Here is a 22,978-nt window from a genome sequence, read left to right on the forward strand (position 1 = left end):
GGTCAGCCCCGCCCTGCAATGTCGTTTGCCGTGGAAAGTCCCATGGTCAGCGCGTCGAATATGCCACTCTGCTGCGCTCGCCGCGCCCGCCGGCGATAATCAGCAGACCGTTCTTCCAGGCGCGCCACGCGCGTCTGCTCGGTCCCCACATCCGTTGCAAGCCCCAGATCCGCCTGCTGGAATGCGTCGCGCCGCGCCTGCAGCGGCGTGCCAAACGAAAGATCGACGCCGGAAGCCGCATTGGCGGTATCCATCTGCCCCAGCCGCTGCATCATCTCCTGCTTGATCGAGGAGCGCCGGGAAATGCCCTGCAGCGTTTCCAGCGGGATCTGCCGTTGCGCGTCTTCAGCCGCGAGGTTCAACTGATCAGCTTTTTCGTCACCAGCCGAAATCGCGTTGGCAATGCCGAGCGCGGTTGCGCCGCCCTGCAACAGGGTTTGCAGCAAGCTGCTCTGGACGACTGGCGCCGCAGCCCCGATCACCGGGGCCGCAGTCGTGGTCGGGGCCAAGAAATTGAATAGTCCCATCGCAAGTTGCGTCACAGTTTCACCCCCGGAATGTAATCACGCACGGTTATCCGCCCCGGCCGCACCTGACTGATTGTCAGCGTCGGGTCCATGGTCGCGCCCTTCAGGCCCGTCACCAGAAAATGGCCGGAATAGTTCGTCTTTGGCGCGGAAAGGTCGTCGCCGGCACGGTTCAACGGCTGGTCCTTCACCGGCTGGCCATTGGCGCCGATGGCGATGCTCGCCGTGTTTTCCAGATAAATGCGCAGCGAACACACCTTGCCCGGCCGCCGCACCACATCATCGTTGGGCAGCACGCGCACATAAGGCATGCTTTCATAAACAGGTGCCTGCCAGAGACCCACCTTTGCAGGACGGCTCGGCCGTCCCGTGTCGATCACGCCGCCCGAAACCATGAAGGGGCCAAATACATCGTTGTCGATCTCGGCCCACACACTGCGGCCGTTCAAGACGGATAGCCCGCTTGCCTGCCCGGTCAGATCGGTCACCACGTCGAAAGCGCGCTGAAACAGGTTCTGCGCCTCTTCCTGCAAAACCTCTTCGCGGATCGAGCCGGCCCGGCTCACCGTCAACCACACCTGGTTGAGCCCATCCACCGAAAGACCAAGCACCGTGCCGCCGCCGGCAACAGGCCATTCCACCGCGGCCATGATTTCCTGCACACGGTTGATCAGGCAGCACACCAGCCGCCCGTCATCGCGCAAAAGCCATAGCCGGTCGCTGCGCATCTGGTCGGTCTTTTTCTGCACGGCCATGATGCGGATCTGGCTCACCAGATCGTCGTTCAGATCGTTCATCGGTTCGGGCTGGAAAAGCTCGCTCACCGCGTCATAGGTCAGCGAATAGAGCCGCCCGCCATCCTTGGATACGAAATACACCTTGCCTTCCAGCGTCACCGGCCGGCAGCTCTTGCGGCTTCCGATTTCAGAGGCACGCACCCAGTTGATCGGCTTGTTGCGCTCGATCGTGCGATTGCTCGCGAAATATTCCGCCTGGTCGGTGAAGGCCAGGAGATAGGTTGTATCCATCACATGGTAGATGGTTTCCGATGTTTCAGACCGCAGCGCTTCCAGCCGCGCGGCCGCATCATTGGTACTTTCGATATTGAGATCGAAATATTCAGCCGTCCGGCTCATGGCGATGGCCGTGGCCTTGGCCTTCGGCGCGAAATAGCAGGCCCGGTCCTGAAACAGCACCATGCCGGCAAATCCCCCGCGCGCCACGGAAACCAGCGGTTCGCCATCTGTCTTGCCGATTTGCGTATGGCTCACCAGCGCCGAAGCGCTCGAGGTGTTCACCACCGTTGCATCGAACTGGTATTCCTGCCCCGACAGGCCGCCGCCGAATGTGACGAGAAGAATTTGCGTGCGCGATGCAGATCCATCAATCACGACGCTGACGCCGGATGCAAATCCCGGAAGGTCACCGATGACGGACTGGATATCGCTGGCAAACAACGTCCAGTTTGCCGTTCCGGCTCCCGGCGCCACAGGAAGCCCGGTTCCGCTGTCCTTCAGCGTCACGGAAGCCGCCGTGCTGCCATCGACGGTCACAGAAAGCACCAGCCCCGTTGCATCGTCGGACCAGCGAATGAAAAGCTGCCACACATCATCCGTCTTGGTATAAACACCGCCGAGATCCACATCCGGCAACAGATCGAACGGCCAGGTGCTTTTCGTCCAGAGTGTATCGTTCGCTGCATTGCGGAACAGCCGAAGCCCGCTTGGCAGGTCCGGATGAAAAATTCCAACCGTGTTCGCTTCCCCGTAGAACGTCAGATCCGGGATCATCGACAACGTGATTTCCGCAATCGCGACGGTCGCCACCTTCACCCGGTCATGGCGCCAGATATCGACCGATCCGGGCGAAAAGATCAACGTGTAGGAAAGCGCCGCCGAAACGCGCAGCGTGGCTTTGATCACGGTGGACGAGGCCACAGCTCCGACATGCAGCGAACCGGGCAGAAGCGTAAAGCCGCTTTGCGGTACGGGTTCGAAACCGGCCATCACCTTGGCGCCGGAATAATACTGCTTGAGATTGACCTTGCCCCACAGGCTTTTCGAAAGTTGGCCCGCGTTGACGGAGGATTTGAGGGAACCGGAAACCCGCGCCATCAATACCTCCCATACCAGCTGTCGCCACCACCGTGGCCGTAGCGGGCATTGGTCAGGGGCTCATCGTTGGCAATGGGCTCGGCCACCGGCTGGCTCGCCTTGTCCTGCGCCACCAGCCGCCCGAACCAGCCGCCGGTTCCCTGTTGCGAAGGGGAACCGAACGCCTCCTGCAGCTTGCGATCGCGCATGTCCTCGTCCTGCCACACCGGCACGGCCAGATAACCGCCAAGCGCAATCACGAAAGCGGCACGGAATTCTCCCGGCCATATATCGGGCGACACAGCAACCTTCACCACGGACCAGGTGTCGGGGACGTTGCAGAACAACAGCCCCTCTTCCAGGGCGAAATTGCGCAAGGGTCGCGGACTTTCGCCCGCCCGATCCATGATTTTAAGCGGATTGCCGATCCGGGTTCCGGGCAATTCAAACGAGTAAGCCCAACCGTTTTCCGGCGTGCCGTCGAGGCGCACATTGCGGTAAGTCTTTTTCGAAAAGCTCCAGTCGGAAAGCCCGAACACGCGGTCCACCACCACAGGCCACACGGCCGCGATCTGCTCGGCCATATCCGTTCCGTCATTCACGGAAAACATTGGCCCGGCGCCGATATCTGTCAGCGCCTGATTGATGATCGTCGTCTTGTCGATGGCCATTGCCGCGCCCATAAAAAAACACCGTGGCCGAGATTACGGGCCACGGTGCTGCGTTCAGTGCGTCGGAAGATGATCAGCCGGCGGAGGATCCGGTAATGTCGGTCACGGTCACGTTTCCGGATGCCGGAACAGCCGTCACACGCATCTTCACATAGGCCGGAGTGCCGTCCACGTCGATCACCGCATCGATGATCGAGGACACTGAAAGGGCCGCGCGGCTGTCGTTGAAGTATCCGGCGGCAATCGTTTCCGCCTTCGTGTGGTTGGTGGCATAATCGAAGAAATGCACTTTGACGTTGCCGGTCAGCGTAATCGAGTTGGACCGGCGGAGCTGTGTGGGCTGGTGAGCCATTGTTCCGTTCCTTTGTTGACGAGAGAGGAGGAACCGCCGGAATAATCCGGCGGCCGAATTCGATCAGACGCGCACGGCGGACTTGATCGCCAGCATGCGGATGCGCTTCACGCCTTCCGGCAGGATGCCGAGCGAAGCCGACGAAAGCTGCACCTTGCAGACGTATGGCGTGCCTTCATAGTCCGGCAGCGGCTCCATCGTCATGTTCTCCTGGTCCCACCAGGTTTCCGAACCCAGCGCTTCCTTGGTCCAGGCGAAGGTGTCGAGATAGTTGGAACCGGTGAAGCCCGGCGTGCCGGCCACGTAGCCGCCGGTGCCATAGGTGAAATATTCATCCGGAATGGTGAAGATATGCACGCCGCGGAAGGTCTTGCGCATGACACGACTGTTGCTGGCGAACGGCAAATTCGTCGGCCCCTGATAGTCGGAGCTGGCGAATTCCTTGTACATCAGCAGCTGCGACATCCAGACATTCGGGATGGGGTAGAAGATTTCATCGTCCGAACCGGCGCCCGTGATCTGGTCGATCGCGTCGATCAGGTTCACAAGGTCGATGCGCGCCGTGCCGTCGCCGATCGTCGTGATGGCATTGGGCGTATCGGAGAGCGAGGAGCCGGCCGAAGCAAAGGCGTTGAGCGCGTCGAGCTTGAGACGGTCCTTCTTGCGGCGCTGCGACTTCGTCAGATCGTCGGCAAGCTTCGCCTTGAGGCTGGGTCCCATGCGCTTTTCGTCCTGCATCCGGAAATAGACGGACGCTTCGAAATCCTTGGTGACCAGCGTCACCATGTCGAGATTGACGTTCGACGGGCTGATCTTGTTGATTGCACCGGTCAGCTCGTACATCTCGATGCGGCCGCCGCCGACCGGATACTTGACAGTGCCGGCGGAGCTTTCGCCCGGCAGCGTCGTGCCATCGAGATAGCCACCCTTTGCCTGGTAGCGGGCGCGGACGAGATCCTTGATCTCTTCGCGGAACCATGTGGAAACAGCCATGTTAGACCCTCATATGTTGAGTGATGGACGAAATCACCGTGAGGGCCGATTAGCCGGCGATGCGCCGGGTCCGGTGAAGGATAGCCAGCGCATCGTCCAGGTCGCTCCCGTCCGGTTAGCATCGCAATGCTGCCACCGGGCGGGGCGCGTTCAGTGCGTCAGTCGCCGTAAACGCGACGACGGTCCACCTGCAGCTGGTCATAGGACTGCTGGCTGTAGTTGGGATGGCCCCAGGTATTTTCCGGAAGCGCCGCACGCCGGCTGATTTCCTGCTTGGGATCGTTGCCGCTGCCGCCACCAGGCAATCCCATGGCCGGCCCACCGCCCGTGCCGCCCGTCAGGCCACGCACAAATTCGAAGAACCGGTGTCCGCGCGCGCTGTCGCCCAGGTTTGCCTTGACGAAATCCGCCTCGTCCTTGGAAATCCCGCCTTTGTCGCCGCGCGCCACCATGGCATCGAGCCACGAATAGTTTTCCTCCATGCGCCGGTTTACCGCCGCCTTTTGCTCGGCTTCGGGCAGATGGCGGGCAGCATCAGGCACAAGCGCCGAACGCTCGGCCGCCGCATCGACGATGGGCTCCATCAGACCCATTTCGGAAGAAACCGAAATGAATTCCTGCACCATGCCCTGATAGGCCGCGACCGGCACCTTCAGCGCCAGGGCCTTTTCCGCCACCCGTCCATAAAGCGGATCCTTCACCAGCGTTTCGAGGTGCGGTTTTACCGTCTCGGGCACATCGGCGGAAAAAGCGTTGTAGGCGTCCACCTTGTCCGGCACGCCGTTCTGCGCATCGCGCTGGCGATAACCCTTCAAGGCATCCGCCAGCTTGTCCATAGTCTCGTTCTGGTCCTTGCCCAGAAGATGGTCCGGCAGATCCTTCGGCCGATACCAGTCAGCACCGGGCGCAGCTGCAGGCGCAGGATTTGCTCCATCGGCGGGCGTCGTGCCATCGCCCGCCGATGGAGTGCCCGCCGATGGAGGCGGCGGGCTTGCCGCGCCGGAAGCGGGAGGAGTTGCCGCCGGCGCTGCATCCGCACCGGGCGCGGGCGATCCCCCACCTGCATCCGGCGCATTGAAAACCATGGTCCGCAGTAAATTTTTCATCATCCAGCTCCATTCTGGGTTTTACCTTCACGGATCAGCTTCTCACCTTGGGTGATGGCCGCCAGAACGGCTTCCGCGAAACCGTTGATCCCCTGACGCGTCGCGCACATCAGCGCGGTTTCCTCGATCGTGGCGCCGGTAATGCGCAGCGGCTGGCGGATGGAAATATCCATCATCCATTCGATCATCGCCCGGCCGGGCGGCGTGTTGTAAAAGCCCCACATCCACTTCGCCAGATCATCATCCGGCTGCAGCGGGCGGGTGGTGACATGCGGCCGCCACAGCGCCTCAAGAGCTTCCCAGCCGCCACCGGCAACGCCCTCTTCAAGCAGATCGAGCGGCTGGGAAGCCCGCGCGGGCAGGAACGGGCCGGTCATGCGGCGTTCCTCATGCTCGCCACAGCCACATCCTTGATGGCGCCAGGGGCTTGCTTCGCAAGTTCCTGCGCCATCATCAGCTGCATCTGCTGCTGCTTTGCCGCCTCGATATCGGCCGCGATCTGCTTTTTCTGATCGTCGTCGGGGATCAAGTCCTTCTGGATCTGGAACCCGTCGGCCACCTGCGCCAGAACCTTGTCCTGGTCGAGATAGAGGTCTTTCTTTTCCGGGCCAGCAAAGGCCAGGATGAAGTCATGGTAGTTTGCGATGGCAGCGATGCGGTCGGCATTGAGCGCCGCCTGCATCGGGCTGCGCACTTTCACCGCCACAAGCAGATCGTCTGCCTGTTGCATCTGCGGCAGGAAGCCGAGATCAAACAGGATCTCTGCCACGCGCGGCACGATCACCGGCATGATTTCATTCACCAGACGGCCAAACGCACCGATATGGATGTTTGCCCGCTGCTGCAGACGGCCTGCCATTTCGGAGGCGGAGCGCGGCGTGCCCTCATAATCTGGCAGGCGCGTATCGAACATGGCCGTCTTGATCTGCGTTTGCAGGTCACCGATCATCATGTTCGCGACGTTGAAATTGCCCATCGGCGTATCCAGCCGCTGCACATCCGGCCCCAACATGCCGCCGGTGGATTGCATGGCCCAGAACTCGCCCGGCGCAATGCGCGTCGTGTTCGGGTTGAACGTGCCGCCCGAGCGATAGCCCCAGATGCCCAGCATTTGGATGGCGAAGTTTTTCAGCGCCAGTTCCTGCGCCTTGTTCACCGTCTTGATCGTCGGCAGCGCCGTCAGCACCACGCCGCGCCCATAAGCCTCGCCGGGCACCCGGTAATAGCGCGCAACGGCAATCGGCTTGGTTCTGTAGCGTTCATGCGTGATGGGTTCCACCGAAGCATCGAGCCTTGCGCAGAAATGCCAGCCGCCTTGAGGGTCGGCGTCCCGGTACCAGTCCTGGTAAACGCAGAAGAGGTTGGACGGCCGAGTTTTCGCCCGATCGCGAAAATCGTTCGGAAATGCCCCCTTCGGCCAGGCGTCAACGATCTGGTCCGCCCGCAATTCCTGTTTCCACGAGACGAGGTTGACCGTGCCGAAAGCATCCGTCGAGATCGCCAGCTGATCGAATGGAATGCAGGCGAATTTCAGCGGGTCGCGTGCCGTTCCCTTGACGGGCAGGATTGCGCCCGTGCCGATGGCCAGATCCACGCACATTTCGTGCACGGCCGTATCCCAATCCCCCGCCAGAAAGAACGGGTGAATGAGCGTCGATGTTCTGGAAAGCTCCCGATCGAACGTCTTGCGATCCGACGGCGAAAGCGCCAGCGCCGCAAGCGGCCCGGTTTCAAGCTCGAACGTCGATTGCCCCGTGGGAAACAGATCGCGCTGCAGGTTGCCGGCAAAATACATGGCGCTCATCGGCGCGGTCATGTCAAACAGCTTGTCCGGCTGGCGGGGCCGCCCGTTCGTTCCGCCGGAAGGACGGCGGAACGGCACGGCGAAATCATAGGCATCCTGGTAGATCGTGCTCCAGGGCGCGCGTTCGCTCCAGCAGTTGTCAACCCGCTGCTTGAGCTTTGCGATGTCGACACCGCCGGCCGCCATCAGGCAAGCACCGCGCTGGCAGAAGAAGGGCCATCCTCAAAAAGCCGCCGCCCGCGCGGCGTTTTGCGCGTGGCGGCAATCGCTGCATCGTTGCGATTGACTTCGGCCAGCTGCCGGTCATTCGCCACCGTCTGCAGCTGGCGGCTCTTCTCCGCCTCGCGCCGCGCCGATTTGTCGCCGCCCCCGAAAAGGCCTGAAACCATCTGTGACATCGCGTTCCCCTGTCAGGATCCATTCGACCCCACCGGCATGCTGGAAACCGCACAGGCGAGCCATGCGCGCGCCGGAGCGGTTTCCCGCCATCACCCGGCAGATCACCACGGCACCATGATCGGCTATGCGGGCGAGCGTTGAGTGCGCGAAACGGCAAAGCGCCATCATGTGCGCCTTGGCGTCCGGGAGAATGGACAGACAGAATTCCAGCCGGCCGGCATCGTCAGGCACGAGATAGGCGACGGCCAGCAGCTGCCCGCCCTCGAAGAGCGCTACGGTTTGCCCGCGCGATCGCATCCAGATCGCCGCCTTACGCGCGAGCGCGCGCCCGCCCGCGCACGTGAGGCAATCCGTCCAGTCCGCCGGGCTTACAACCTCCAGCGCCATCACACATCCCAGACGCTGAAATCACCCTGCCGCTGCGGCTGCGGCTGATTGCGCGCCAGACGGCGGTCCTGAAGGCTGGCAACATTGCCCGGCAGGTTCGCAGCCGATCCGGCGGCAATGACGTTGGACAGGCCGATAAAGCCCAGCCGGCGGTACTGCTCGGCATCGTGCGGGTGCGAATAGGCGTTCTTCACCACAGCCAGCTTGTCGGTTCCGCTGGCGCTGGCCTGCTTGGTCAACTTGTAGTGCGCCGCAAAACCACCCACCATGACCTTGCAGAGGGGGCTCACGAGGTAACGCGGCGTCATGCCGTCGATCATTCCCGTCAGTCCCATGCGCACCGCTTCCTGCCGAATACCCGGCTCATTCGAAGGCGCTGGATTGATCGGAAAACGCAGCGTCTTCTGCACCGAAAGAACCCAGTTGAATTCGCCGGTTTCACTGTCGCCCCCCATGAAGGCGGCCGGGTCGGCCCAGATACCGAGGATCGGCAGGCCGAGGAATTGCGTCATCAGAAGATCCAGCAGCATCGTGGCAAAGCGCGTCGGGCCGGTGCCCGGTTCCGTCACCAGCTCGGCCAGCAGACGATCCTGCCCGTTCGCCTGTGGTTGCCCGATCGTTGCCGCGGGCGATCCGCCGGCATCCATGCCGATCGTAATCCCACGGCCCGGCGTTGGCGCAAGCGGTTGATCGGCCTTGTGGAGCCGTTCGTTGTATTCCGGATAGACCGGCTTTCCATCCTGCGCATAGCCCGGCAGGCCATGCACCATGCGCCGCGCCAAAGGTTCGGACATGGCCCGCAGGTCCATCTCATAGGCCGATCGCGGACGGCCGACGCGGTTTTCCGCCTGCGCATCGAGCCCGCCCGGTTGCCGGAAAAAGTTGTAGGCCGGGTTCTTCGTCTCCGGATCTTCCCAGCCCACTTCCTTCAGCAGCGTATGGTCCACATCAGGCGGGTTCATGTCGCCCCAGAACATGCGGGGCAGCACCAGCTCGGAAGGATCGACCGTCATCCCCATCTTGCGCATGGCTTCGCGGCCGTCGCGCGAAACCCGGTCCAACTCGGAGGGCGCGATCTTGTCGACCGGCGGATATCGCCCGGTACGCATGAACAGCGCGCCCGGCACTTCCGGGCTCATCATGTCCACCTCGTTCCCCCAGGCCATGGAAACCTCATAGCCCTTGACGAACTGCATCACGTTGTTGTCGGCAATCGCGCCGGTTTCCAGCGTGAATTCCACGATGATCCGATCCGGCCCACGAAAGGCTTCCCACTCCAGGTGGTGACGCACCGGCCGGTCCTGCCCGCCCTCATAGCCCTTGTCGGCCCGCTGCCACGGATGCCCCACCGGAAACATCTCGTGCCAGCTGGCAAGCGCGGTTCGCGCAAAGTCGCGATAGGTATCGCGAACGCAGATCAGCTTCACGCGCACGCGCCCGTCCCTGCACACGGGCATGTACGAGGCGGCCAGCATCGGACCCTTCACGCAACTGGCCACGGTCTTGCCGGAACCGGCCGGCCCCATGATGATATCGATCGGCCCGCGCGACTGGATGAACGCTGCGCCCACCGGCCCCGGCGGCTTGTAAGACTGGATGCTGACTGCCATAACCCAATACCCTTTGAAACCCGAAGCCCCGCGCGCCCGCGCCCACCTCGTCCAGGGAAAGATTATGTTCGCCGCACCCTCGTTCAGTCGGGCAACCAGCAAGCCCGGTGTGTGTGAGCCGGAAGGCCCATGGGGGGTGGGCCTGCTGCGGTTTTTAAACCGCTGCAGGCCCACCACACTGGGAAGGCGCGGGTGCAACCCGCGTCCGCTCGATAGGGCCAACGGCCCGTCGCCTCGCGCGAGGCCCAGACGCAAACCGCCTTACTGATTTCCGATCAGTTGACGCTTTAATGAATTCAACCGCTTAATCCGCCGTCCGACATTTGCCCGAATGTCGGAAGCAAAATTCCAATGAAATCAATCCGGCTTGTCGAACCGCGTCAGATCCATCACGCCATCGTCGTCCCGCTTTTCGGCCCGCATTTCACCCACGATCATGATGCCGAGCTGCTTGCTTTCGACGTGGATTTCCTGCGGCCGTTTGGCATGGAAGTACGGCATCAGTTCGGAATTGGCGCTGACCACCAGTTTCGTTGCCTTCTCGGCCAGCTTGCCCAGTTCGTCGCGTGCGATGACGCCTTGCTGGATCGCCGCCGCCAGCACCTCCTGCGCGCTGAAACCCTCCGGCTGCGGCAGCGCCAGCATTTCCAGTGCCAGCCCCAGCGGATCGGCATTGGCGAGGTCGGCAAGGTTCAACGCCGGGTCGCGGTATCCCTTGGATAGCAGGTAGTTCGCCAGATCCTTGGAGCGCCGGTTCTGGCTGCCTGCTGGCCTCCCCCGCGCCCGCTTATCCGAAGCGATGGCATTCGCGACATGCCGAACGGGGCCGGCGAAGAGGCAACCGCTATCGTCAGGGTCCGCCAGCAACAGCGAAGGCTGCTCGGGCTCGGCCTCGTCCTGCCCGATCCGCTCGGCAAGGCCCGCCATTGCCGCCTCCGCCATCGCCCTGGTCGCCCCCACCTTCGCCACCCGCTCCTGGTCGAGGTCCAGCCCGCCCGATGCCGTCCGATCGCCCGGATTTCCCGCCGCCGCCGCCCGTGGGTGTGCCCCTTTCAGCCCCTCGTTTTGCTCGTTTTCGTCCATCACCGCTTTTTCCCGATTTCTATATTCCGGTTAGCGAAACTGCCCTCGATCGATGCCCGATAACCGCTTGAATAACCGCATTTTGTTAGAAAATTCATCTACTTATATATCTACGGTTATCCGGTTATCGGTTATCCATATCCTTCCTTACGCATGCGCGCGCGCGTATGAAGCTCTCTCTATCGCTAACCCGCTAACCGTCATGCCAAACCCTCTGATTTTCTTGAGATATCCCGGTTATCGAAGCGCTAACCGGACGCTAACCGGACGCTAACCGGGGAAGGTGTGCCGCTCTCTCCCTCACCCATCGGGCAAGACACAGCACCGCGTCGCCATCCTGCACCCGGGTTCCCCGGTGTTAAGTGCCCGCGCACCACTTGCGCTGACATATCGTGGCGCGCGGCCTCCGTTGTGTCTTATGGCGTCAGGTATCTCCGCAAGCGGTCGCGGAAATCGGCGCGGGCTCCGCTTTTTAGAAGCTCGGGGCGGGGGAAATGATGTTAAGTGCGCCGGGGGCATGGGTTGGGATTATGCCGCAATCTGGATAGCGCGCGGGGTCGCTATCTATCGCGTTGGTGCGTCCAATGGAGGATGGCAACAGCTGTCCAGGTCGATGATCGATACAGAACCAGCGTGATGTAGATCCCGATCAAGATCGCAATCGCCGCCCCGATGAAGGGCACCCTAAGCATGTCATTGATCCATCGTCCCGCATGGTAGCCGACGAATGGTGCGCCAATTACAAGCACGGATATCAAACCGATTGCGACCAGCTGTCCAGCTAACCACGCAGGCGTCTCGAAGAACACAGTCCAGGCATCCATGCGGCGCGCTCCTGCGGCTCAAGGGCGCGGGCAGAGATGGCGCCGGCCTTGACGCTATAGCCTCTCCTATGGCACTGCAACGGCATCCGTGGCGGCGGATATCACCAGCAAGACCGAATGCGGCCGGTCCTCGACGAGGACGAAATGAAACTGCTAAAACCTGTCGCATCGCCAGAGCGGACGCTTTCAGACTTCAAACTGCCACAGATGCAGATCGTGTGTTCAAACTGCGGTCGCAAGGGCTGCTATGCCCTGTCGCGCCTGGTGGCGCGCTGTGGCGCGGATATGCCCATCAGGGCATTCATCGAGCATGTATCCGCTGATTGCCCACAAAGAAAAACCGGCCGCTGCAGGGCCGGTTGTGATGATCTGGTGGGCATGTGGGTGGGGGCGCCGTTCACCGATCAGTGGACGGGAAATTGATGCATCATTCGTCGCACCATTCGTCATAGCCGGCCAGGTCGACGAGTTTGCACACCTTGGCCGCGCGGTTGATCTTCACCGTCTTTTCCGCCGGCGTCAGCGCGCGCGGCACGATCGTTTCCGGCGCCTGCCCCAGCGCCAGCGTCCAGCCGCCGTGGTGAAACTCCTTGTCGGCAAAGAGCCGGTTTAGGTTGTCGTCGCTGTGGGGAATGGCCAGCGCATAGCCCTTGCACGGCCGTCCCTGCTCGCGCAGGCCAAGGCCCAGCAGCGCCAGGCGCTCGCGCGCATCGGCAATCTGCATGTCGCTGCGGTTCTTGTCCTCAAGCGCTTCCAGCACGCCGCCCACGGTCATGCGTTCTCCGCTCTTGTAGGCGTCCAGCTTGGCCCCCAGAATGGTTTCGATCACTTCTTGCCACTTTGGCATCTGGTCCGCCCGCTCGGCCGCCGTCGCCTCCTGCAGCGTCTCAATCAGCATGTCGTGGTCAAGCCGCAGTTCGCCGCTCGCGGCCGCTGTCGGGTCTGCATGCAGCCCGGCATCAATCATCCCCTGTTCGCCCACCATCAGCTCCGCGCAGGCCAGCACCGTGCCATAGGTGTCGATCGCGCGCGCATCGAACCCAAGGCGTGGATCCGCAAGGATGGATTTCCACCGCGGCAGAATGTGCCAGTAGAAATCGTGAAACCCGTCCATCATCTGCCGCAGCAGCATTCTGCCCCATTCGGCCTTGATGATGGGTGGCACTGCCCCGCTCTTGTCCAGCGGCGAAAGGTTGAGAATGATCATGCGCGTGCGGTCCTGCACGCCCAGGTGCGGATGCAGGATGGCGGAAAAGCAGAATGGGCTGCGCAGCTCGAATTCCGATCCCTCGCCATTGGCCCCGCCGCGATAGCCCTTGGCGCCGGAATAGGCCTGCCGGGCAAGCTCGATGATGGCCCCTTCCTTGTTGGAATTGGCCTTGCGCTCGAATTCGTCCACCGCGACCGGCCGGCTGTCCTGGCGGATGTTCTGATAGATGCCGGCGGCCGTGGTGTTGGCCGTGGAATAAAGCGCCGAGCCATAAAGCTCGCGCAGAATATTGTGCAGCGTGCTCTTGCCCGTGCCGGCACCGCCCATGGTAAACAGGATCGGCCGCACATCGAGCGCGCCGGAAAGAAAGCCGGTCCCGGCCCAGCCGAGATAGAGCAGCGGGTCGAGATACGGCCGTTCCCACTTCCACTTTTTCAGCTCCTGCAAAATCTCGTGTGCCGGGCTGTCGTAAACGCCCACATGCTCGCGCCACGGGTGCAGGGTGTCGGCATCCTGCGCATAGAAATAGCCGTCATATTCGCCCGGCCGCGCCTGCTGCAGCTGCCAGCCCGTGGCCTTGTTTTCCCCATCGGTGCGGGTGGAAACGCTCCACAGCCACTTGCCGGAATGCCAGATGAACTTGTCCTGCGCCTTCCAGCCGCCGCGGCCGCGCACATTGCTGTTGGGGTCAAAAATGCCCTTGCGGCCCGCCTCGCCCAGAATGGCCGTCATGGCCTGGTCGCGCTGAATGCGCTCCACCTTCGGCGGCAGCACGTCGCCTGTCTCCGGATCTTCCTTGGCCTTGCCATAGGCCGGCCATGCCCAGAACAGATAATTGGTAAACGGCGCAAAAAGCTTGATCAGCGTGGAAAGGTCCCACCGCGTCACCGCGTGCAGTTCCCCGATCGCTGAAATCACATAGGTCACTTCGCCCTTGCTGCCCAGCACGGTAATCGGGCAGTCCGGCGGCATGCGGTCGTGCGGCGCGCCATCCCACTTGCCGGGCTTTATGCCATTGCGGGCATAGTTCGGGTCCGGGTCGGAAATCGGCGTAATCTCCGCCAGCTCCGCCTTGGCATCCTCGAATATGGCGCGGATCGCCTTTTCTCCGCCTTGCGTTCTTGCTGGTCTTTTCGCCATCTTGCCCTGCTGCATGAAATTCAGTGTCTGTCCGATGCGCCGCCGCACTCACATCGACGAGTGCGGCGGGCGGGGGCGTCAGTCCGGATCGCGACGGGACCAAAGGCTTTCGCGCAGCAGATAACCCTCCAGCGGCCAGATCTTCTGGCGCGCATTTTCACGGGCGATCTTGCGTCCAATGTCCTGGTCGAAGTTTTCCGGGCTGGCAGCGGCGCTTTCACCGGTCACGGTGAAACCGTTTTTCAGCGTCAGGCAGCACACGGTCAGCGTGGTGCCGGCAAAGACATGGTATTGTTCCGCCAAAATGACGGCATCGATCTGTGCCGGCGTCAGACGCGGCGCATTCAGCCCCTTTGCCTGAATTTCATTTTCAATGGCCTGTTCGTCTTTCATCGCATTCTCCTCAAGATTTCCCGCCGGCACCATGCCGGCAGGCATTTGGTTAAAAGGGTATATCGCCATCCTGTGGGCGCTGGTCGTAGGGCACGAAGATCTTGAAGGAGGAGGCAGGCAGTTGCGCGGTGGAAAGCGAGCAAGCGCGGCCGGACATAGGTCCGTTCGTGTCCCAGAACACGCGCAGCCGTTCGCCACCATCGGTTCCGATCACGTCCGTCACCACCATGGCAAAAGAACCTGATTTGAGTTCGACGACGTCGCCAGGCTGAAATCCCAGCACGTCAACACGATCTTGTTCGCGGCTGGGTCCAAGGTTAGTTTGAGGTTCTTTGCTCATCACCACGTCTCCATCGGCTCTGTCGTCGGCTCCATGGTCGTGTCCTCGATCGGCAGCGGCGCCACCGGCTCCACCACGTTTGCCGCCGCGTCGGCCTTGGCATTTTCCTCGGCCACATAGGCATCCAGATCCATCAGCACGCCGGCAAAGGCGCGCACGGCAATGGCTTCCGGCCGGGAAAGCTCCGGGCTCTTGCGAAGGCCAAGGATTTTCAGCTGGTGGCCGAGAACTTCGGGCGTTGCGCGCGTGCCGATATCGCGGATGCAGGCGGCCATGCCGGAGTAGCATTCTTCCGTTGTGGCCGACGCATCGAGCTGGCTTTCTTCGTTGTCGGTGGTTGTGATGCTGAAATGCAGGGCGTGGACAAGCACTGCCTCGTAGGCATCAATAGCGGCGCTCATCGCCGTGTCGTCGCTGGAACGCGGGTCTGGCAGGTCGTCTAGGTCCTCGTCGCCTTCACCGCCTTCACCGCCGCCATCCACGTCACCAGCGCCATTCGTCCGCCCTTCGGCATCGCCGGCAGTGCTGCCATCGCCGCCGCCTTCGCCGCCATCCGGCGTTGTGCCGCCAGCATCCGCAGCATCCGTTCCCGCGTCTTGTCCATCGCTCACCGCCCCAGCTTGCCCAGCAGATGCGTCGGAATGCCCGTCATGTTCACCAGCGTTCGCATCCAGTAGTCCATGTCGTTCATCATTGCCATGAGCGCGGGTGTCACCGGCTCCATCCAGCACAGCCGCACCATCCGCCGGCTGCGTTCCTGCCGGTTCCAGCGCCGTTGCCGCTTCAGCGGCCGCGCTATTTCCGACTCCCATCGGGCCTTCATCCTGGCGGATCGGTGTGCCCTCTTGTTCAGCATCATTGCCTTCTGCCGGCTGGTTCTCTGCTGGCTTTTGCGCATGCGTCTTTCCTCGCTTCGTCATGATCTCAATCCTTTTCGTCGGTTGGTGCCACAATCATGCCGAGCGCCTGAAGATAGGTGTCCAGCACCATGTCCTCTTCCATGCGCTCCTGTTCGTCCTTGCGGCGCAGAGCGATCACCTTCTTCAAAATCTTCACGTCGAAACCCATGGATTTCGCTTCGCCGTAAACGTCCTTGCGGTCGTCATTCAGCGCCTTGGCTTCCTCGTCCAGGCGCTCGATGCGCTCCACGAAGGCGCGCAGATGGTCACGGGCAATGCCATGCACATCGCTGTTGTGCCCAATATCGGTCATGTCACCCTTCCATCATCGTGTCGTTAAAATCCCCGTCGCCATCGGGCGGGTCCATTTCCACCCATGGTTTTCCCGCCGCTTCCACGGCCGCCACCACCTGGGCAAACTGCTGTTTGGTCGTGTCGCTCTTGAAGAAATCTTTCAGCAAAAACACGGTGGAGATGCAGGGCAGCCAGAACGGCGCGTTCTTCATGTTGGCAAGGCTTCCGCCCGCCCAGGCGCGCGCCTCTGGCGCCACGATCGCCACGCTGGCCGTGGTTTCTATCCCCTCGCCAATAATCAGCGGGTGCGCCTGGCAGGCCGTTTCCGGCGGCTCTCCTTCCGGCCCGTGCGAAAGGCGGATAACCGCACCTTCCCACGGTCCCCACATCACCTTTGCGCTTTCCTTTTTCGGCGCCACCGGCAGCTTTTTCGGCGCCATCGGGTCCAGATAGGTCATGTGGATGCCGGAAAGCTGGCCATTCGCCAGCCGCCCCGCCGCATAGATGCACGGATATTCCGGCCCGGGATGCACCTTCACCGGCCGTCCGTTTTCGTGGCGAAACTGCGCACGCGCCCAGAATTCTTGGGAACCCGCAAAGCGAAACGTCTGCAGATCGCGGTTTGCAATCCGCTCCAGCGGCACGCGCCGTGCGGCAAAATAACGCCGGCCAAAGGCCTCCGGCGCACTGCCCGCGCCATCCGCCATGCCGCGAAAGAAAAGCTTTTCCGCCCGCGCCATCCGGTCCAGCCGGCTTCTCGCCTCCCGCTCGGCCGCGTCCTCGCGCGCCTGTCGCGCCCGCTGCGAAACCTCGCGCCGCGCTTCCGCCGGCATGGAGCGCAGGTTTAAAAAATCACGCGCCCAGTCCAGCGCCGGCCGCACATTCTTCTGGCCGGAAAAGTTGATGTAGCCGATAAGCCCCAGCACATCGCCCGCCTCCCCCGTGCGCCAGTCCTTCCACGCGCCCACATCGCGCGTCAGCGCCACCTTGAATTCCGGGGTTTGGGAATAATCTCCGGTAACAGGGTTATGCGCCACCCACAGCCGCCCCTGCGGCTTTCCATCCGGCAGCAGGTTCGCACACAGGCTCTGGATCTGGTCCTGCAGCATCTGCTTGATTTCGGGCAGGTCGGAACGGGTCATTCCACCAGCTCCCGCTGCCACGGCGTGGAAGTCAGGTGCTTGCGGAATTGATCCAGCCGCGTCTCGTCAACCGGCTTGAAATCCATGGCGCGCCACCACCAGTATCCGTCCCGCGCTTCAACGCCACAGTGAGGAGCCGTGAAAGCTTCGATCTCGGAAAAGCGCAGGCCGAGAATGATCTCACCGTTCCAGTTTTCACCCATGGACGTGGCTTTGATCGTGTAGATCGTCCCCTTGACCGGAACGACGGTGCAATATTTGCGGGCATAGTCATAGGGCACCACACACACCACGCGCTTTCCCACCTCGTAAGCTGCCCAGTTCATGACTTGAAAGCCTCCTCGATCGCTGACAGCACCAGCTCGATTTCCGCCTCGCCGCGCCTGTCTTCTAGGTCTTTGAGGCTGCGGCACACATTGGCGCGGCTCATGTTTGCCGCTGTCGCAACAGAGGCTTGCGAGAAGTGCATGTGAATGACGCAAATATACAGGGCGATCCACCGTAGTCTGGCGGCGCGCAGCCAATCCGGATCAGCGGTTTTCCGCTTGGCCGGATCTGCGGACAAAATGAACTGGGGGCGCACGCCCGCCACGCTCGCCACGAGGCAAACCGCCAGCTTGAACGCGCCGGAAGCTCTGACGGCAGTTGGCTCTCCATCGCCTTTTTGCACCCGCGTGATGGCGTGGTTGATGCGCTCCAGCGTTTTGCGCGTGACACGAATTTTTCCATCGCGGATGCGCCGCAGATAGGTCGAATGCAGCCCGGCTGCGCGCGTAATGGCCGCATCGCTCACCTTTTCTCGATGAGCGCGCACCATAAGCCTGTTGAAATCGGAGTAGAGATCCTGCGTCATTTTTCTGGCCCAACAGAGTAGGCCGTACGCGATACAAAACGGCATGTCTTAAAGTCTCAGGCGTCGGTTGCGGGAACGTCCCGCATCTCATTGAGCGCCTGTGCGTAGGAAAGCAGCGTCTCAAGCGCCCCCTGCGGGCCGCGATGGATGGCCAGAACGGCAACAGCTGCCCCCACCACGCGGGCCGCCTCGTCCATCGGGTCGGCAGCGCGGTGCATCTTGCGGGCAAGGGCGGCGGTGTTGATCGGCACCATCAGAACATGCTCCTCTGTTCAGGTTGCGCGGCACGCGCCATCTGCTCGGCCTCGCGCATGTCTTTCTGCCGCTGGCGAAACACCGCCAGCCGCTCCAGCGTCAGCACGCCCTCATCCGCCGGCACGATCTCGATCAGCACATAGCCGTCCGATCGCCGGTAAGCGTCGAAATCCGCTCCGCTCCAGCCGCGCACGGCCATCTCGCGGGAGAGATCGTCCAGCAGCTCCTGGTGGAATTTCGTGTTTTCGGAAAGTTCGGTCGGCGCCCGCCCGCCATAGGCGATCAGCTGGTCGCTCAATTCGCTCACAGCAGCACCGCCATGCCGCCAAAGCACACGAAGGCGATGGCAAAAAGCAGTGTCGAAATCAGGTTGGATGTCTGCATCCAGAGATCCGGCACAGGGCCGATCATCATGTAGACGCCCTTGATGGCGCCAACGAGCATGCACCAGGCAATCGCGCCCAGCAGAAGATGAACCAGCATCATGACTTCGCTCCCGTTTCCTCGACGAACTTCACGCCGCGTTCGGAAGCAATGCTGTCCAGCGCCACCGAAAGTCGGCGACGGATACGGGGCGTCGGCTCTTTGCCCGTAGATTTTGCGCGGGAAAAACTATGCTCACTCACATCTGCTACGCGGCACAAACGCTTCTGAGTGATGCCAAGTCTCTCGCGCTGCGAATTTATCTCTTGAAAAGACAGCATCTCAGCACCGGATTTGCAAATCACCATTGATTTTGCACATATCGATGTGATTTGGTTAGCAAAGTCAATAGCTGTATTGAGTTTTGAACATGGGTTTGCAAGCTGCCATTAGTATCCGCATGACAACTTTGCGCGATCAGCAGCTTGCGTGGCTTAACCACATCGGGCAGTCGGCCAACATGACGCTGACGGAGATCGCTCGGGCGGCCGGCCTCACACCCTCGACACTGACGCGGTTTGCCAACAACAACGAGAACGGCCACACACTCACTGCCAAGACAGTGAAGCGGATCGAGGACGCCACGCGCGTGCCAGCCTATGAAAGCCGCGTCATCCCTCGTGTGCAGACATTCAGCGAAGACGAAGCACAGAGATATGTCGCGGCAGAGGCCAAAAGCCCGATGGAGAAGGCGCTCCGGCAAGCGTCCCAAGAGGCACGCAATGTCCACCTCTGGACGCTAAAAACCAACAGCCTTGCGGCAGTCGGCTATTCGGCAGGCATGGTCGTGGTCGTCGACCAGGACGAGACGCCCCGCAATGGGGATGCCGTCTGCGCGCAAAAATACGATTACCGGCGCGGCACGGCCGAAACGATTTTCCGGGTCTACAGGACACCTTACCTGCTATCCGCTTTCCTTGATGCGGAACCACTCATGCCCGAGATTGTCGACAACGAGAATATCGCGATAGCGGGCGTTGTCGTCGGCGGATTTCGTTTGCGCCACTAGCAGCAACAGCAGCCGCGCCTTCCTCACACACCACTGACGTTTTGGCCCGCCATGGCGATAAGCCTGCTTGCGTGGCACGTTTGCAAACCATAGCTGTTTGCACACGGACCTTTTGGCGGGCCATTCGGAAAAACCGACACGAAAATAATGGCCCGCCACGCTGCCACAAACTGATACACAGTCGGCGTCAAAAACGCGCACATTTTGGCGGGCCAAACCAAAAATACACTGTGAAACACGTGGCCCGCCACGCGCGAGAATGCTGCGTTTTGCACTTATTTCGCTTTTTGCAAACTTGTGTTTGCTTTTATCATTGCAAATGTGCATTCTTGTTCAGCGTACTGATTTGCGCGAACAGGGAGACGCGAAACATGCTCCAGAACACCACCCCCCTGCCGACAATGGATGTGGCGGAAGCCGCAACCCTTCTCGGCTGGTCAAAGCCATGGTTTGCCCGCCAGCGTCGTCAGCTGGAACGCAATCATGGCCTGCCTGCGCGCCTGCCCGGCCGCCGCTACAGCCGCGCCGCTTTCATGCGCTGGCTGGAAACCTATGCAGAGCGTGCCGAACAGGCCCGCACCACCGCAGGCCAGCCCGTGCGCATCACCTTCGATCGCCAGCAGCTGGAAGCCAGATATGCAGGGGCACGCGCATGAGCCTGTCCATCGCAGAAAACCCGGCCGTGCAGGCACCGCACAAGCACCTGAAGCCCACCCAGCGCAGCGCACTGGTGGCCGTGGATTACTTCCGCCACCAGAAGCCGGACGGCAAGGGTTCCATCCTCATCGGCCGCCACCGCTTCAAGGCATCCACGCTGGAAGCGCTTGTGCATGCCGGCCTGCTGAAACGCACGCGCGAAGGGCTCGCCCCCACCATGGCCGGCAAGCTCGCCGTCGCAAAGCTTAAGGGAGAAACCCTGTGAACACCGCCCGCACACTTTTGACCGAGATCGACGCCGAGGGCGAAGCCCTTGACGCAAAAATCCAGCAGCTCCTCGCAATCATGGATGACATGAGGGCGGACCGCGAGGAGCTGGAGGCTGCAGCGCGCCGTGCCAGCATTGCCGGTGCGGCGCGCTGCGCCCTGGTGGTGGAAGCCGCCTTCTTTCTGCGCGAGCAGGAACACGGCCCCCTGCGCGCCCCGCGCGGCGTGGTGCTGCAATGATCGATGCCTTTTACCGCGCCCTGGATTGGGTCGATACCGTGCCACCCCTCACGCTCGGCCAAATCCTCGTCGTCGTCGTGCCCATGCTGATCGGCTTGATGCTGATCGGCATGGGCCGGCGCCGATAACCTCCGTTCCCTGCCCGGCCGCCTCCTCCCGGCGTCCGGTAATTCAGCCCGGCGGTTTTTGTTTCGCGTAACCGCCGGGCATTTTTTTGGAGAAACCCCGTGCCAAAACACTCAGATCCCAAAATCAAGCATGTCTCCTGGCGCGGCGGCCGCCCGCGCTTTGAACCATCCGCCACGCTGCGCGCGCGCGGCCACAAGGGCCACGACCTGAAAACAGAAGACGGCGCACGGTGGATGACGGCCGGCGAGGCGCTGGAATGGTCACGCGCTTTCACGCGCCGGCTGGCGCAGGCAGCGGAAGGGACCAAGGCAAAGCGCGCTCCGCGCCGCACGCCGGAAGATCTGCCGTCCATCGCCCCGAGCTTTCCCCTGTCGGCCTTGTTCGACGAGTGGCTGTCGCCACCGGCCAATCCCCAGATCAAGACCCTTGGCGAAAAGACCATCTATGAATATCGCCTGAAAGCCCGCGTGCTTCAAAAACGCCTGCCGGATGCATGGGCAGCGGAAGCCGCCGCTTTCACCCGCCCCATCTGCGTCGGCATGTATGATGCGTTGCTGCGGGATGTGGGCGTGGCGCAGGCCGTCAGCACCATGCGCGTGCTCGGCATCGCCTTCCAGTGGGCCATCCGCCGCGGCCGCATCGCGGGCATGGAGGTCAACCCGGCGCACGAGTTGGGCATGACAGCGCCGCCGCCCCGCATCCGCGTCGGCACGATCGAGGAAATCCGTCACCTCGTGGCCGTGGCCGATCAGCTCGGCCGCCCCGAGATTGGCGATATGATCGTGCTCGGCGTCTGGTCCGGCCAGCGCCAGAGCGATCGGCGCATGATGACCGTGGCCAAGCGCGAGAACGGCCGCCTGGTGCTGCAGCAGATGAAGACGCGCGCCCGCGTGTCCATCCCCGAAGCACCGGCTGTCAAGGCCCGCCTTGCCGCCTCAGAGCAGCGCAGGCGCGAGGCAGGCGTGATCAACCCCCATGTGGTGCTGGACGAGCGCCGATGGACGCCCTTCACGCAAACCCATTACGCCCACGTCTTCGCGCAGATCCGCAAGATCGCCGCCACCGGCCAGCCGGAAACGGACACCATGCCGGCCATTGCCCCCATGCCAAGCCTGCTGGGCGAAGGCGACGAGGACAACCCCCTGTCGCTGCGCGATCAGGATCTGCGCGACACCGCCGTGACATGGCTGGCAAGGGCCGGATGCTCGATCCCCGAGATCTGCGCCATCACCGGCCACTCGCTGAAAAGCGCCACCACGATTTTCAAACACTATCTCGCCATCGACCCCGCGATGGCAGACACCGCCATGGCCAAAATGGTGGCCTGGTACGACGAAGAAGGAGAAGGGAAATGACCAAGAACATCCACCGCGTGAATGGGAAGCTCTACAAGGGCGAGGCACGGTTCCAGCCAATGCAAAAGCTTTTTGGCCGCATCGACAAGCAGCCGGATAGCCTACCGCTGGTACTCGGCACATCATTTGTCGCCATCGCCGCTGTTGGCATTTTGGTGGCCATCGCTCGCATTCTGGGAGTGCTGTGATGACAGTGAGCGTCAAAAGACTAGAGTGGATCGTTCGCGGGCAATCCGGAGAACTTCCCGTCATCTACGCCGGCGCATTCGGGATTGATAGGTTTTACAGCGTCAAAGGCATGACGGGAGAATGGACTTTGTCCTATCCCGGCTCCGACTGCATGACGCACACGGAAGGCTTCAAAACCCAAACCGCCGCGCGCGTGGCAGCCCAAGCCGACTACGAGACGCGCACCAGGGCAGCGGTTGAACCCACACCACCCTCAACACATGTGGTGGTGTCAAAAGGCTACGCGCTCATCCCTATAAAGCCAACCGATGAAGTGATCGAGGCGATTTGCCAA

Annotated in this window: 33 protein-coding genes; 9 read left to right on the top strand and 24 right to left on the bottom strand. The window is 61.9% G+C overall.

Annotated features, from left to right (window positions below; translation table 11 throughout):
- Window positions 1-2: 2 nt before the first annotated feature.
- From ACEXP3_RS23565 to ACEXP3_RS23620, 12 genes are all read right to left on the bottom strand, one after another.
- The gene (locus tag ACEXP3_RS23565; RefSeq protein WP_377299624.1) at window positions 3-509 is read right to left on the bottom strand and encodes a hypothetical protein; all 507 of its coding nucleotides are present in this window, start codon (window positions 507-509) and stop codon (window positions 3-5) included.
- A 29-nt stretch (window positions 510-538) separates the two neighbouring features.
- Window positions 539-2,641 (bottom strand): phage tail protein, encoded by a 2,103-nt coding sequence (locus tag ACEXP3_RS23570; protein WP_377299625.1) that lies wholly within the window; start codon window positions 2,639-2,641, stop codon window positions 539-541.
- Window positions 2,641-3,291 carry a hypothetical protein gene (locus ACEXP3_RS23575; protein ID WP_377299626.1) on the bottom strand — a complete coding sequence of 217 codons (651 nt, stop codon included), beginning with the start codon at window positions 3,289-3,291 and terminating at the stop codon, window positions 2,641-2,643. Before ACEXP3_RS23575 ends, ACEXP3_RS23570 begins: the two co-directional genes overlap by 1 nt.
- Window positions 3,292-3,364: 73 nt before the next feature.
- Window positions 3,365-3,643, bottom strand: coding sequence for a hypothetical protein (locus ACEXP3_RS23580; RefSeq protein WP_377299627.1), 279 nt, complete (start codon window positions 3,641-3,643; stop codon window positions 3,365-3,367).
- Between the two features lie 63 nt (window positions 3,644-3,706).
- Window positions 3,707-4,636 (bottom strand): phage capsid protein, encoded by a 930-nt coding sequence (locus ACEXP3_RS23585; protein WP_377299628.1) that lies wholly within the window; start codon window positions 4,634-4,636, stop codon window positions 3,707-3,709.
- A 158-nt stretch (window positions 4,637-4,794) separates the two neighbouring features.
- On the bottom strand, window positions 4,795-5,742 hold the full coding sequence (locus ACEXP3_RS23590) for a hypothetical protein (RefSeq protein WP_377299629.1): 948 nt from the start codon (window positions 5,740-5,742) through the stop codon (window positions 4,795-4,797).
- On the bottom strand, window positions 5,742-6,119 hold the full coding sequence (locus tag ACEXP3_RS23595; RefSeq protein ID WP_377299630.1) for a hypothetical protein: 378 nt from the start codon (window positions 6,117-6,119) through the stop codon (window positions 5,742-5,744). The genes ACEXP3_RS23590 and ACEXP3_RS23595 overlap by 1 nt, the downstream gene beginning before the upstream one ends.
- Window positions 6,116-7,732, bottom strand: coding sequence for a portal protein (locus ACEXP3_RS23600; protein ID WP_377299631.1), 1,617 nt, complete (start codon window positions 7,730-7,732; stop codon window positions 6,116-6,118). The genes ACEXP3_RS23595 and ACEXP3_RS23600 overlap by 4 nt, the downstream gene beginning before the upstream one ends.
- A 117-nt stretch (window positions 7,733-7,849) precedes the next feature.
- Window positions 7,850-8,332: a hypothetical protein gene (locus tag ACEXP3_RS23605; protein ID WP_377299632.1), complete on the bottom strand. Its 483-nt coding sequence runs from the start codon at window positions 8,330-8,332 to the stop codon at window positions 7,850-7,852.
- Window positions 8,332-9,942 carry a hypothetical protein gene (locus ACEXP3_RS23610; protein ID WP_377299633.1) on the bottom strand — a complete coding sequence of 537 codons (1,611 nt, stop codon included), beginning with the start codon at window positions 9,940-9,942 and terminating at the stop codon, window positions 8,332-8,334. The genes ACEXP3_RS23605 and ACEXP3_RS23610 overlap by 1 nt, the downstream gene beginning before the upstream one ends.
- A gap of 357 nt (window positions 9,943-10,299) precedes the next feature.
- Window positions 10,300-11,025 carry a hypothetical protein gene (locus tag ACEXP3_RS23615; protein ID WP_377299634.1) on the bottom strand — a complete coding sequence of 242 codons (726 nt, stop codon included), beginning with the start codon at window positions 11,023-11,025 and terminating at the stop codon, window positions 10,300-10,302.
- Between the two features lie 560 nt (window positions 11,026-11,585).
- Window positions 11,586-11,849, bottom strand: coding sequence for a hypothetical protein (locus ACEXP3_RS23620; RefSeq protein WP_377299635.1), 264 nt, complete (start codon window positions 11,847-11,849; stop codon window positions 11,586-11,588).
- A gap of 144 nt (window positions 11,850-11,993) precedes the next feature.
- On the opposite strand from ACEXP3_RS23620, the gene ACEXP3_RS23625 reads away from it, so the two are divergent.
- Window positions 11,994-12,272 carry a hypothetical protein gene (locus ACEXP3_RS23625; RefSeq protein WP_377299636.1) on the top strand — a complete coding sequence of 93 codons (279 nt, stop codon included), beginning with the start codon at window positions 11,994-11,996 and terminating at the stop codon, window positions 12,270-12,272.
- Between the two features lie 4 nt (window positions 12,273-12,276).
- Here ACEXP3_RS23625 and ACEXP3_RS23630 read toward each other — a convergent pair whose 3' ends face one another.
- The 12 genes from ACEXP3_RS23630 to ACEXP3_RS23685 all read right to left on the bottom strand — a co-directional run bounded on the left by ACEXP3_RS23630 (window position 12,277) and on the right by ACEXP3_RS23685 (window position 18,861).
- Entirely contained in the window at window positions 12,277-14,199 is a 1,923-nt protein-coding gene (locus ACEXP3_RS23630; protein WP_377299637.1) for a hypothetical protein, read from the bottom strand.
- Between the two features lie 78 nt (window positions 14,200-14,277).
- On the bottom strand, window positions 14,278-14,592 hold the full coding sequence (locus ACEXP3_RS23635; protein ID WP_377299638.1) for a Gp49 family protein: 315 nt from the start codon (window positions 14,590-14,592) through the stop codon (window positions 14,278-14,280).
- 49 nt (window positions 14,593-14,641) lie between these two features.
- Complete coding sequence (locus tag ACEXP3_RS23640) at window positions 14,642-14,932, bottom strand: YodC family protein (protein WP_377299639.1); 291 nt, start codon at window positions 14,930-14,932, stop codon at window positions 14,642-14,644.
- The gene (locus ACEXP3_RS23645) at window positions 14,932-15,543 is read right to left on the bottom strand and encodes a hypothetical protein (protein WP_377299640.1); all 612 of its coding nucleotides are present in this window, start codon (window positions 15,541-15,543) and stop codon (window positions 14,932-14,934) included. Before ACEXP3_RS23645 ends, ACEXP3_RS23640 begins: the two co-directional genes overlap by 1 nt.
- Complete coding sequence (locus ACEXP3_RS23650; RefSeq protein WP_377299641.1) at window positions 15,540-15,830, bottom strand: hypothetical protein; 291 nt, start codon at window positions 15,828-15,830, stop codon at window positions 15,540-15,542. The genes ACEXP3_RS23645 and ACEXP3_RS23650 overlap by 4 nt, the downstream gene beginning before the upstream one ends.
- 26 nt (window positions 15,831-15,856) lie before the next feature.
- Window positions 15,857-16,144, bottom strand: coding sequence for a DUF2312 domain-containing protein (locus tag ACEXP3_RS23655; RefSeq protein ID WP_377299642.1), 288 nt, complete (start codon window positions 16,142-16,144; stop codon window positions 15,857-15,859).
- A 1-nt stretch (window position 16,145) separates the two neighbouring features.
- On the bottom strand, window positions 16,146-17,267 hold the full coding sequence (locus tag ACEXP3_RS23660; protein ID WP_377299643.1) for a toprim domain-containing protein: 1,122 nt from the start codon (window positions 17,265-17,267) through the stop codon (window positions 16,146-16,148).
- A complete protein-coding gene (locus tag ACEXP3_RS23665; protein ID WP_377299644.1) occupies window positions 17,264-17,593 on the bottom strand; it encodes a hypothetical protein in 330 nt (109 codons plus the stop codon). Before ACEXP3_RS23665 ends, ACEXP3_RS23660 begins: the two co-directional genes overlap by 4 nt.
- On the bottom strand, window positions 17,590-18,120 hold the full coding sequence (locus ACEXP3_RS23670; protein WP_377299645.1) for a hypothetical protein: 531 nt from the start codon (window positions 18,118-18,120) through the stop codon (window positions 17,590-17,592). Before ACEXP3_RS23670 ends, ACEXP3_RS23665 begins: the two co-directional genes overlap by 4 nt.
- A gap of 56 nt (window positions 18,121-18,176) precedes the next feature.
- Window positions 18,177-18,374, bottom strand: coding sequence for a hypothetical protein (locus ACEXP3_RS23675; RefSeq protein ID WP_377299646.1), 198 nt, complete (start codon window positions 18,372-18,374; stop codon window positions 18,177-18,179).
- The gene (locus ACEXP3_RS23680; RefSeq protein WP_377299647.1) at window positions 18,374-18,682 is read right to left on the bottom strand and encodes a hypothetical protein; all 309 of its coding nucleotides are present in this window, start codon (window positions 18,680-18,682) and stop codon (window positions 18,374-18,376) included. Before ACEXP3_RS23680 ends, ACEXP3_RS23675 begins: the two co-directional genes overlap by 1 nt.
- Window positions 18,679-18,861, bottom strand: coding sequence for a hypothetical protein (locus tag ACEXP3_RS23685; protein WP_377299648.1), 183 nt, complete (start codon window positions 18,859-18,861; stop codon window positions 18,679-18,681). The genes ACEXP3_RS23680 and ACEXP3_RS23685 overlap by 4 nt, the downstream gene beginning before the upstream one ends.
- A gap of 307 nt (window positions 18,862-19,168) precedes the next feature.
- Between ACEXP3_RS23685 and ACEXP3_RS23690 the strand changes: the two genes are divergently transcribed.
- From ACEXP3_RS23690 to ACEXP3_RS23725, 8 genes are all read left to right on the top strand, one after another.
- Window positions 19,169-19,807, top strand: a complete 639-nt coding sequence (locus tag ACEXP3_RS23690; RefSeq protein ID WP_377299649.1) for a LexA family protein — start codon at window positions 19,169-19,171, stop codon at window positions 19,805-19,807.
- Between the two features lie 371 nt (window positions 19,808-20,178).
- On the top strand, window positions 20,179-20,463 hold the full coding sequence (locus ACEXP3_RS23695) for a MerR family transcriptional regulator (protein WP_377299650.1): 285 nt from the start codon (window positions 20,179-20,181) through the stop codon (window positions 20,461-20,463).
- Window positions 20,460-20,729 carry a hypothetical protein gene (locus ACEXP3_RS23700; protein ID WP_377299651.1) on the top strand — a complete coding sequence of 90 codons (270 nt, stop codon included), beginning with the start codon at window positions 20,460-20,462 and terminating at the stop codon, window positions 20,727-20,729. The genes ACEXP3_RS23695 and ACEXP3_RS23700 overlap by 4 nt, the downstream gene beginning before the upstream one ends.
- Window positions 20,726-20,971, top strand: coding sequence for a hypothetical protein (locus tag ACEXP3_RS23705; RefSeq protein WP_377299652.1), 246 nt, complete (start codon window positions 20,726-20,728; stop codon window positions 20,969-20,971). The genes ACEXP3_RS23700 and ACEXP3_RS23705 overlap by 4 nt, the downstream gene beginning before the upstream one ends.
- Window positions 20,968-21,099, top strand: a complete 132-nt coding sequence (locus ACEXP3_RS23710; RefSeq protein ID WP_377299653.1) for a hypothetical protein — start codon at window positions 20,968-20,970, stop codon at window positions 21,097-21,099. The genes ACEXP3_RS23705 and ACEXP3_RS23710 overlap by 4 nt, the downstream gene beginning before the upstream one ends.
- A gap of 99 nt (window positions 21,100-21,198) precedes the next feature.
- Window positions 21,199-22,455, top strand: a complete 1,257-nt coding sequence (locus tag ACEXP3_RS23715; protein ID WP_377299654.1) for a site-specific integrase — start codon at window positions 21,199-21,201, stop codon at window positions 22,453-22,455.
- Complete coding sequence (locus tag ACEXP3_RS23720; protein WP_377299655.1) at window positions 22,452-22,643, top strand: hypothetical protein; 192 nt, start codon at window positions 22,452-22,454, stop codon at window positions 22,641-22,643. The genes ACEXP3_RS23715 and ACEXP3_RS23720 overlap by 4 nt, the downstream gene beginning before the upstream one ends.
- Window positions 22,643-22,978: hypothetical protein (locus ACEXP3_RS23725; protein WP_377299656.1), on the top strand; the 336-nt coding region annotated here is incomplete at its 3' end. The genes ACEXP3_RS23720 and ACEXP3_RS23725, both read left to right, overlap by 1 nt.

Source organism: Neorhizobium fuzhouense, from assembly GCF_042611105.1.
Taxonomy (GTDB): Bacteria; Pseudomonadota; Alphaproteobacteria; order Rhizobiales; family Rhizobiaceae; genus Neorhizobium; species Neorhizobium galegae_A.

Coding starts and splice junctions, on each gene's coding strand:
- ACEXP3_RS23615 (WP_377299634.1), bottom strand. CDS start 11,025: ATGGACGAAAACGAGCAAAACGAGGGGCTGAAAGGGGCACACCCACGG.
- ACEXP3_RS23660 (WP_377299643.1), bottom strand. CDS start 17,267: ATGACCCGTTCCGACCTGCCCGAAATCAAGCAGATGCTGCAGGACCAG.
- ACEXP3_RS23605 (WP_377299632.1), bottom strand. CDS start 8,332: ATGGCGCTGGAGGTTGTAAGCCCGGCGGACTGGACGGATTGCCTCACG.
- ACEXP3_RS23650 (WP_377299641.1), bottom strand. CDS start 15,830: ATGCGCAAAAGCCAGCAGAGAACCAGCCGGCAGAAGGCAATGATGCTG.
- ACEXP3_RS23655 (WP_377299642.1), bottom strand. CDS start 16,144: ATGACCGATATTGGGCACAACAGCGATGTGCATGGCATTGCCCGTGAC.
- ACEXP3_RS23600 (WP_377299631.1), bottom strand. CDS start 7,732: ATGGCGGCCGGCGGTGTCGACATCGCAAAGCTCAAGCAGCGGGTTGAC.
- ACEXP3_RS23690 (WP_377299649.1), top strand. CDS start 19,169: ATGGGTTTGCAAGCTGCCATTAGTATCCGCATGACAACTTTGCGCGAT.
- ACEXP3_RS23585 (WP_377299628.1), bottom strand. CDS start 4,636: ATGGCTGTTTCCACATGGTTCCGCGAAGAGATCAAGGATCTCGTCCGC.
- ACEXP3_RS23635 (WP_377299638.1), bottom strand. CDS start 14,592: ATGAAAGACGAACAGGCCATTGAAAATGAAATTCAGGCAAAGGGGCTG.
- ACEXP3_RS23580 (WP_377299627.1), bottom strand. CDS start 3,643: ATGGCTCACCAGCCCACACAGCTCCGCCGGTCCAACTCGATTACGCTG.
- ACEXP3_RS23700 (WP_377299651.1), top strand. CDS start 20,460: ATGAGCCTGTCCATCGCAGAAAACCCGGCCGTGCAGGCACCGCACAAG.
- ACEXP3_RS23640 (WP_377299639.1), bottom strand. CDS start 14,932: ATGAGCAAAGAACCTCAAACTAACCTTGGACCCAGCCGCGAACAAGAT.
- ACEXP3_RS23625 (WP_377299636.1), top strand. CDS start 11,994: ATGAAACTGCTAAAACCTGTCGCATCGCCAGAGCGGACGCTTTCAGAC.
- ACEXP3_RS23575 (WP_377299626.1), bottom strand. CDS start 3,291: ATGGCCATCGACAAGACGACGATCATCAATCAGGCGCTGACAGATATC.
- ACEXP3_RS23675 (WP_377299646.1), bottom strand. CDS start 18,374: ATGGTGCCGATCAACACCGCCGCCCTTGCCCGCAAGATGCACCGCGCT.
- ACEXP3_RS23570 (WP_377299625.1), bottom strand. CDS start 2,641: ATGGCGCGGGTTTCCGGTTCCCTCAAATCCTCCGTCAACGCGGGCCAA.
- ACEXP3_RS23590 (WP_377299629.1), bottom strand. CDS start 5,742: ATGAAAAATTTACTGCGGACCATGGTTTTCAATGCGCCGGATGCAGGT.
- ACEXP3_RS23720 (WP_377299655.1), top strand. CDS start 22,452: ATGACCAAGAACATCCACCGCGTGAATGGGAAGCTCTACAAGGGCGAG.
- ACEXP3_RS23610 (WP_377299633.1), bottom strand. CDS start 9,942: ATGGCAGTCAGCATCCAGTCTTACAAGCCGCCGGGGCCGGTGGGCGCA.
- ACEXP3_RS23710 (WP_377299653.1), top strand. CDS start 20,968: ATGATCGATGCCTTTTACCGCGCCCTGGATTGGGTCGATACCGTGCCA.
- ACEXP3_RS23620 (WP_377299635.1), bottom strand. CDS start 11,849: ATGGATGCCTGGACTGTGTTCTTCGAGACGCCTGCGTGGTTAGCTGGA.
- ACEXP3_RS23685 (WP_377299648.1), bottom strand. CDS start 18,861: ATGATGCTGGTTCATCTTCTGCTGGGCGCGATTGCCTGGTGCATGCTC.
- ACEXP3_RS23595 (WP_377299630.1), bottom strand. CDS start 6,119: ATGACCGGCCCGTTCCTGCCCGCGCGGGCTTCCCAGCCGCTCGATCTG.
- ACEXP3_RS23665 (WP_377299644.1), bottom strand. CDS start 17,593: ATGAACTGGGCAGCTTACGAGGTGGGAAAGCGCGTGGTGTGTGTGGTG.
- ACEXP3_RS23670 (WP_377299645.1), bottom strand. CDS start 18,120: ATGACGCAGGATCTCTACTCCGATTTCAACAGGCTTATGGTGCGCGCT.
- ACEXP3_RS23630 (WP_377299637.1), bottom strand. CDS start 14,199: ATGGCGAAAAGACCAGCAAGAACGCAAGGCGGAGAAAAGGCGATCCGC.
- ACEXP3_RS23695 (WP_377299650.1), top strand. CDS start 20,179: ATGCTCCAGAACACCACCCCCCTGCCGACAATGGATGTGGCGGAAGCC.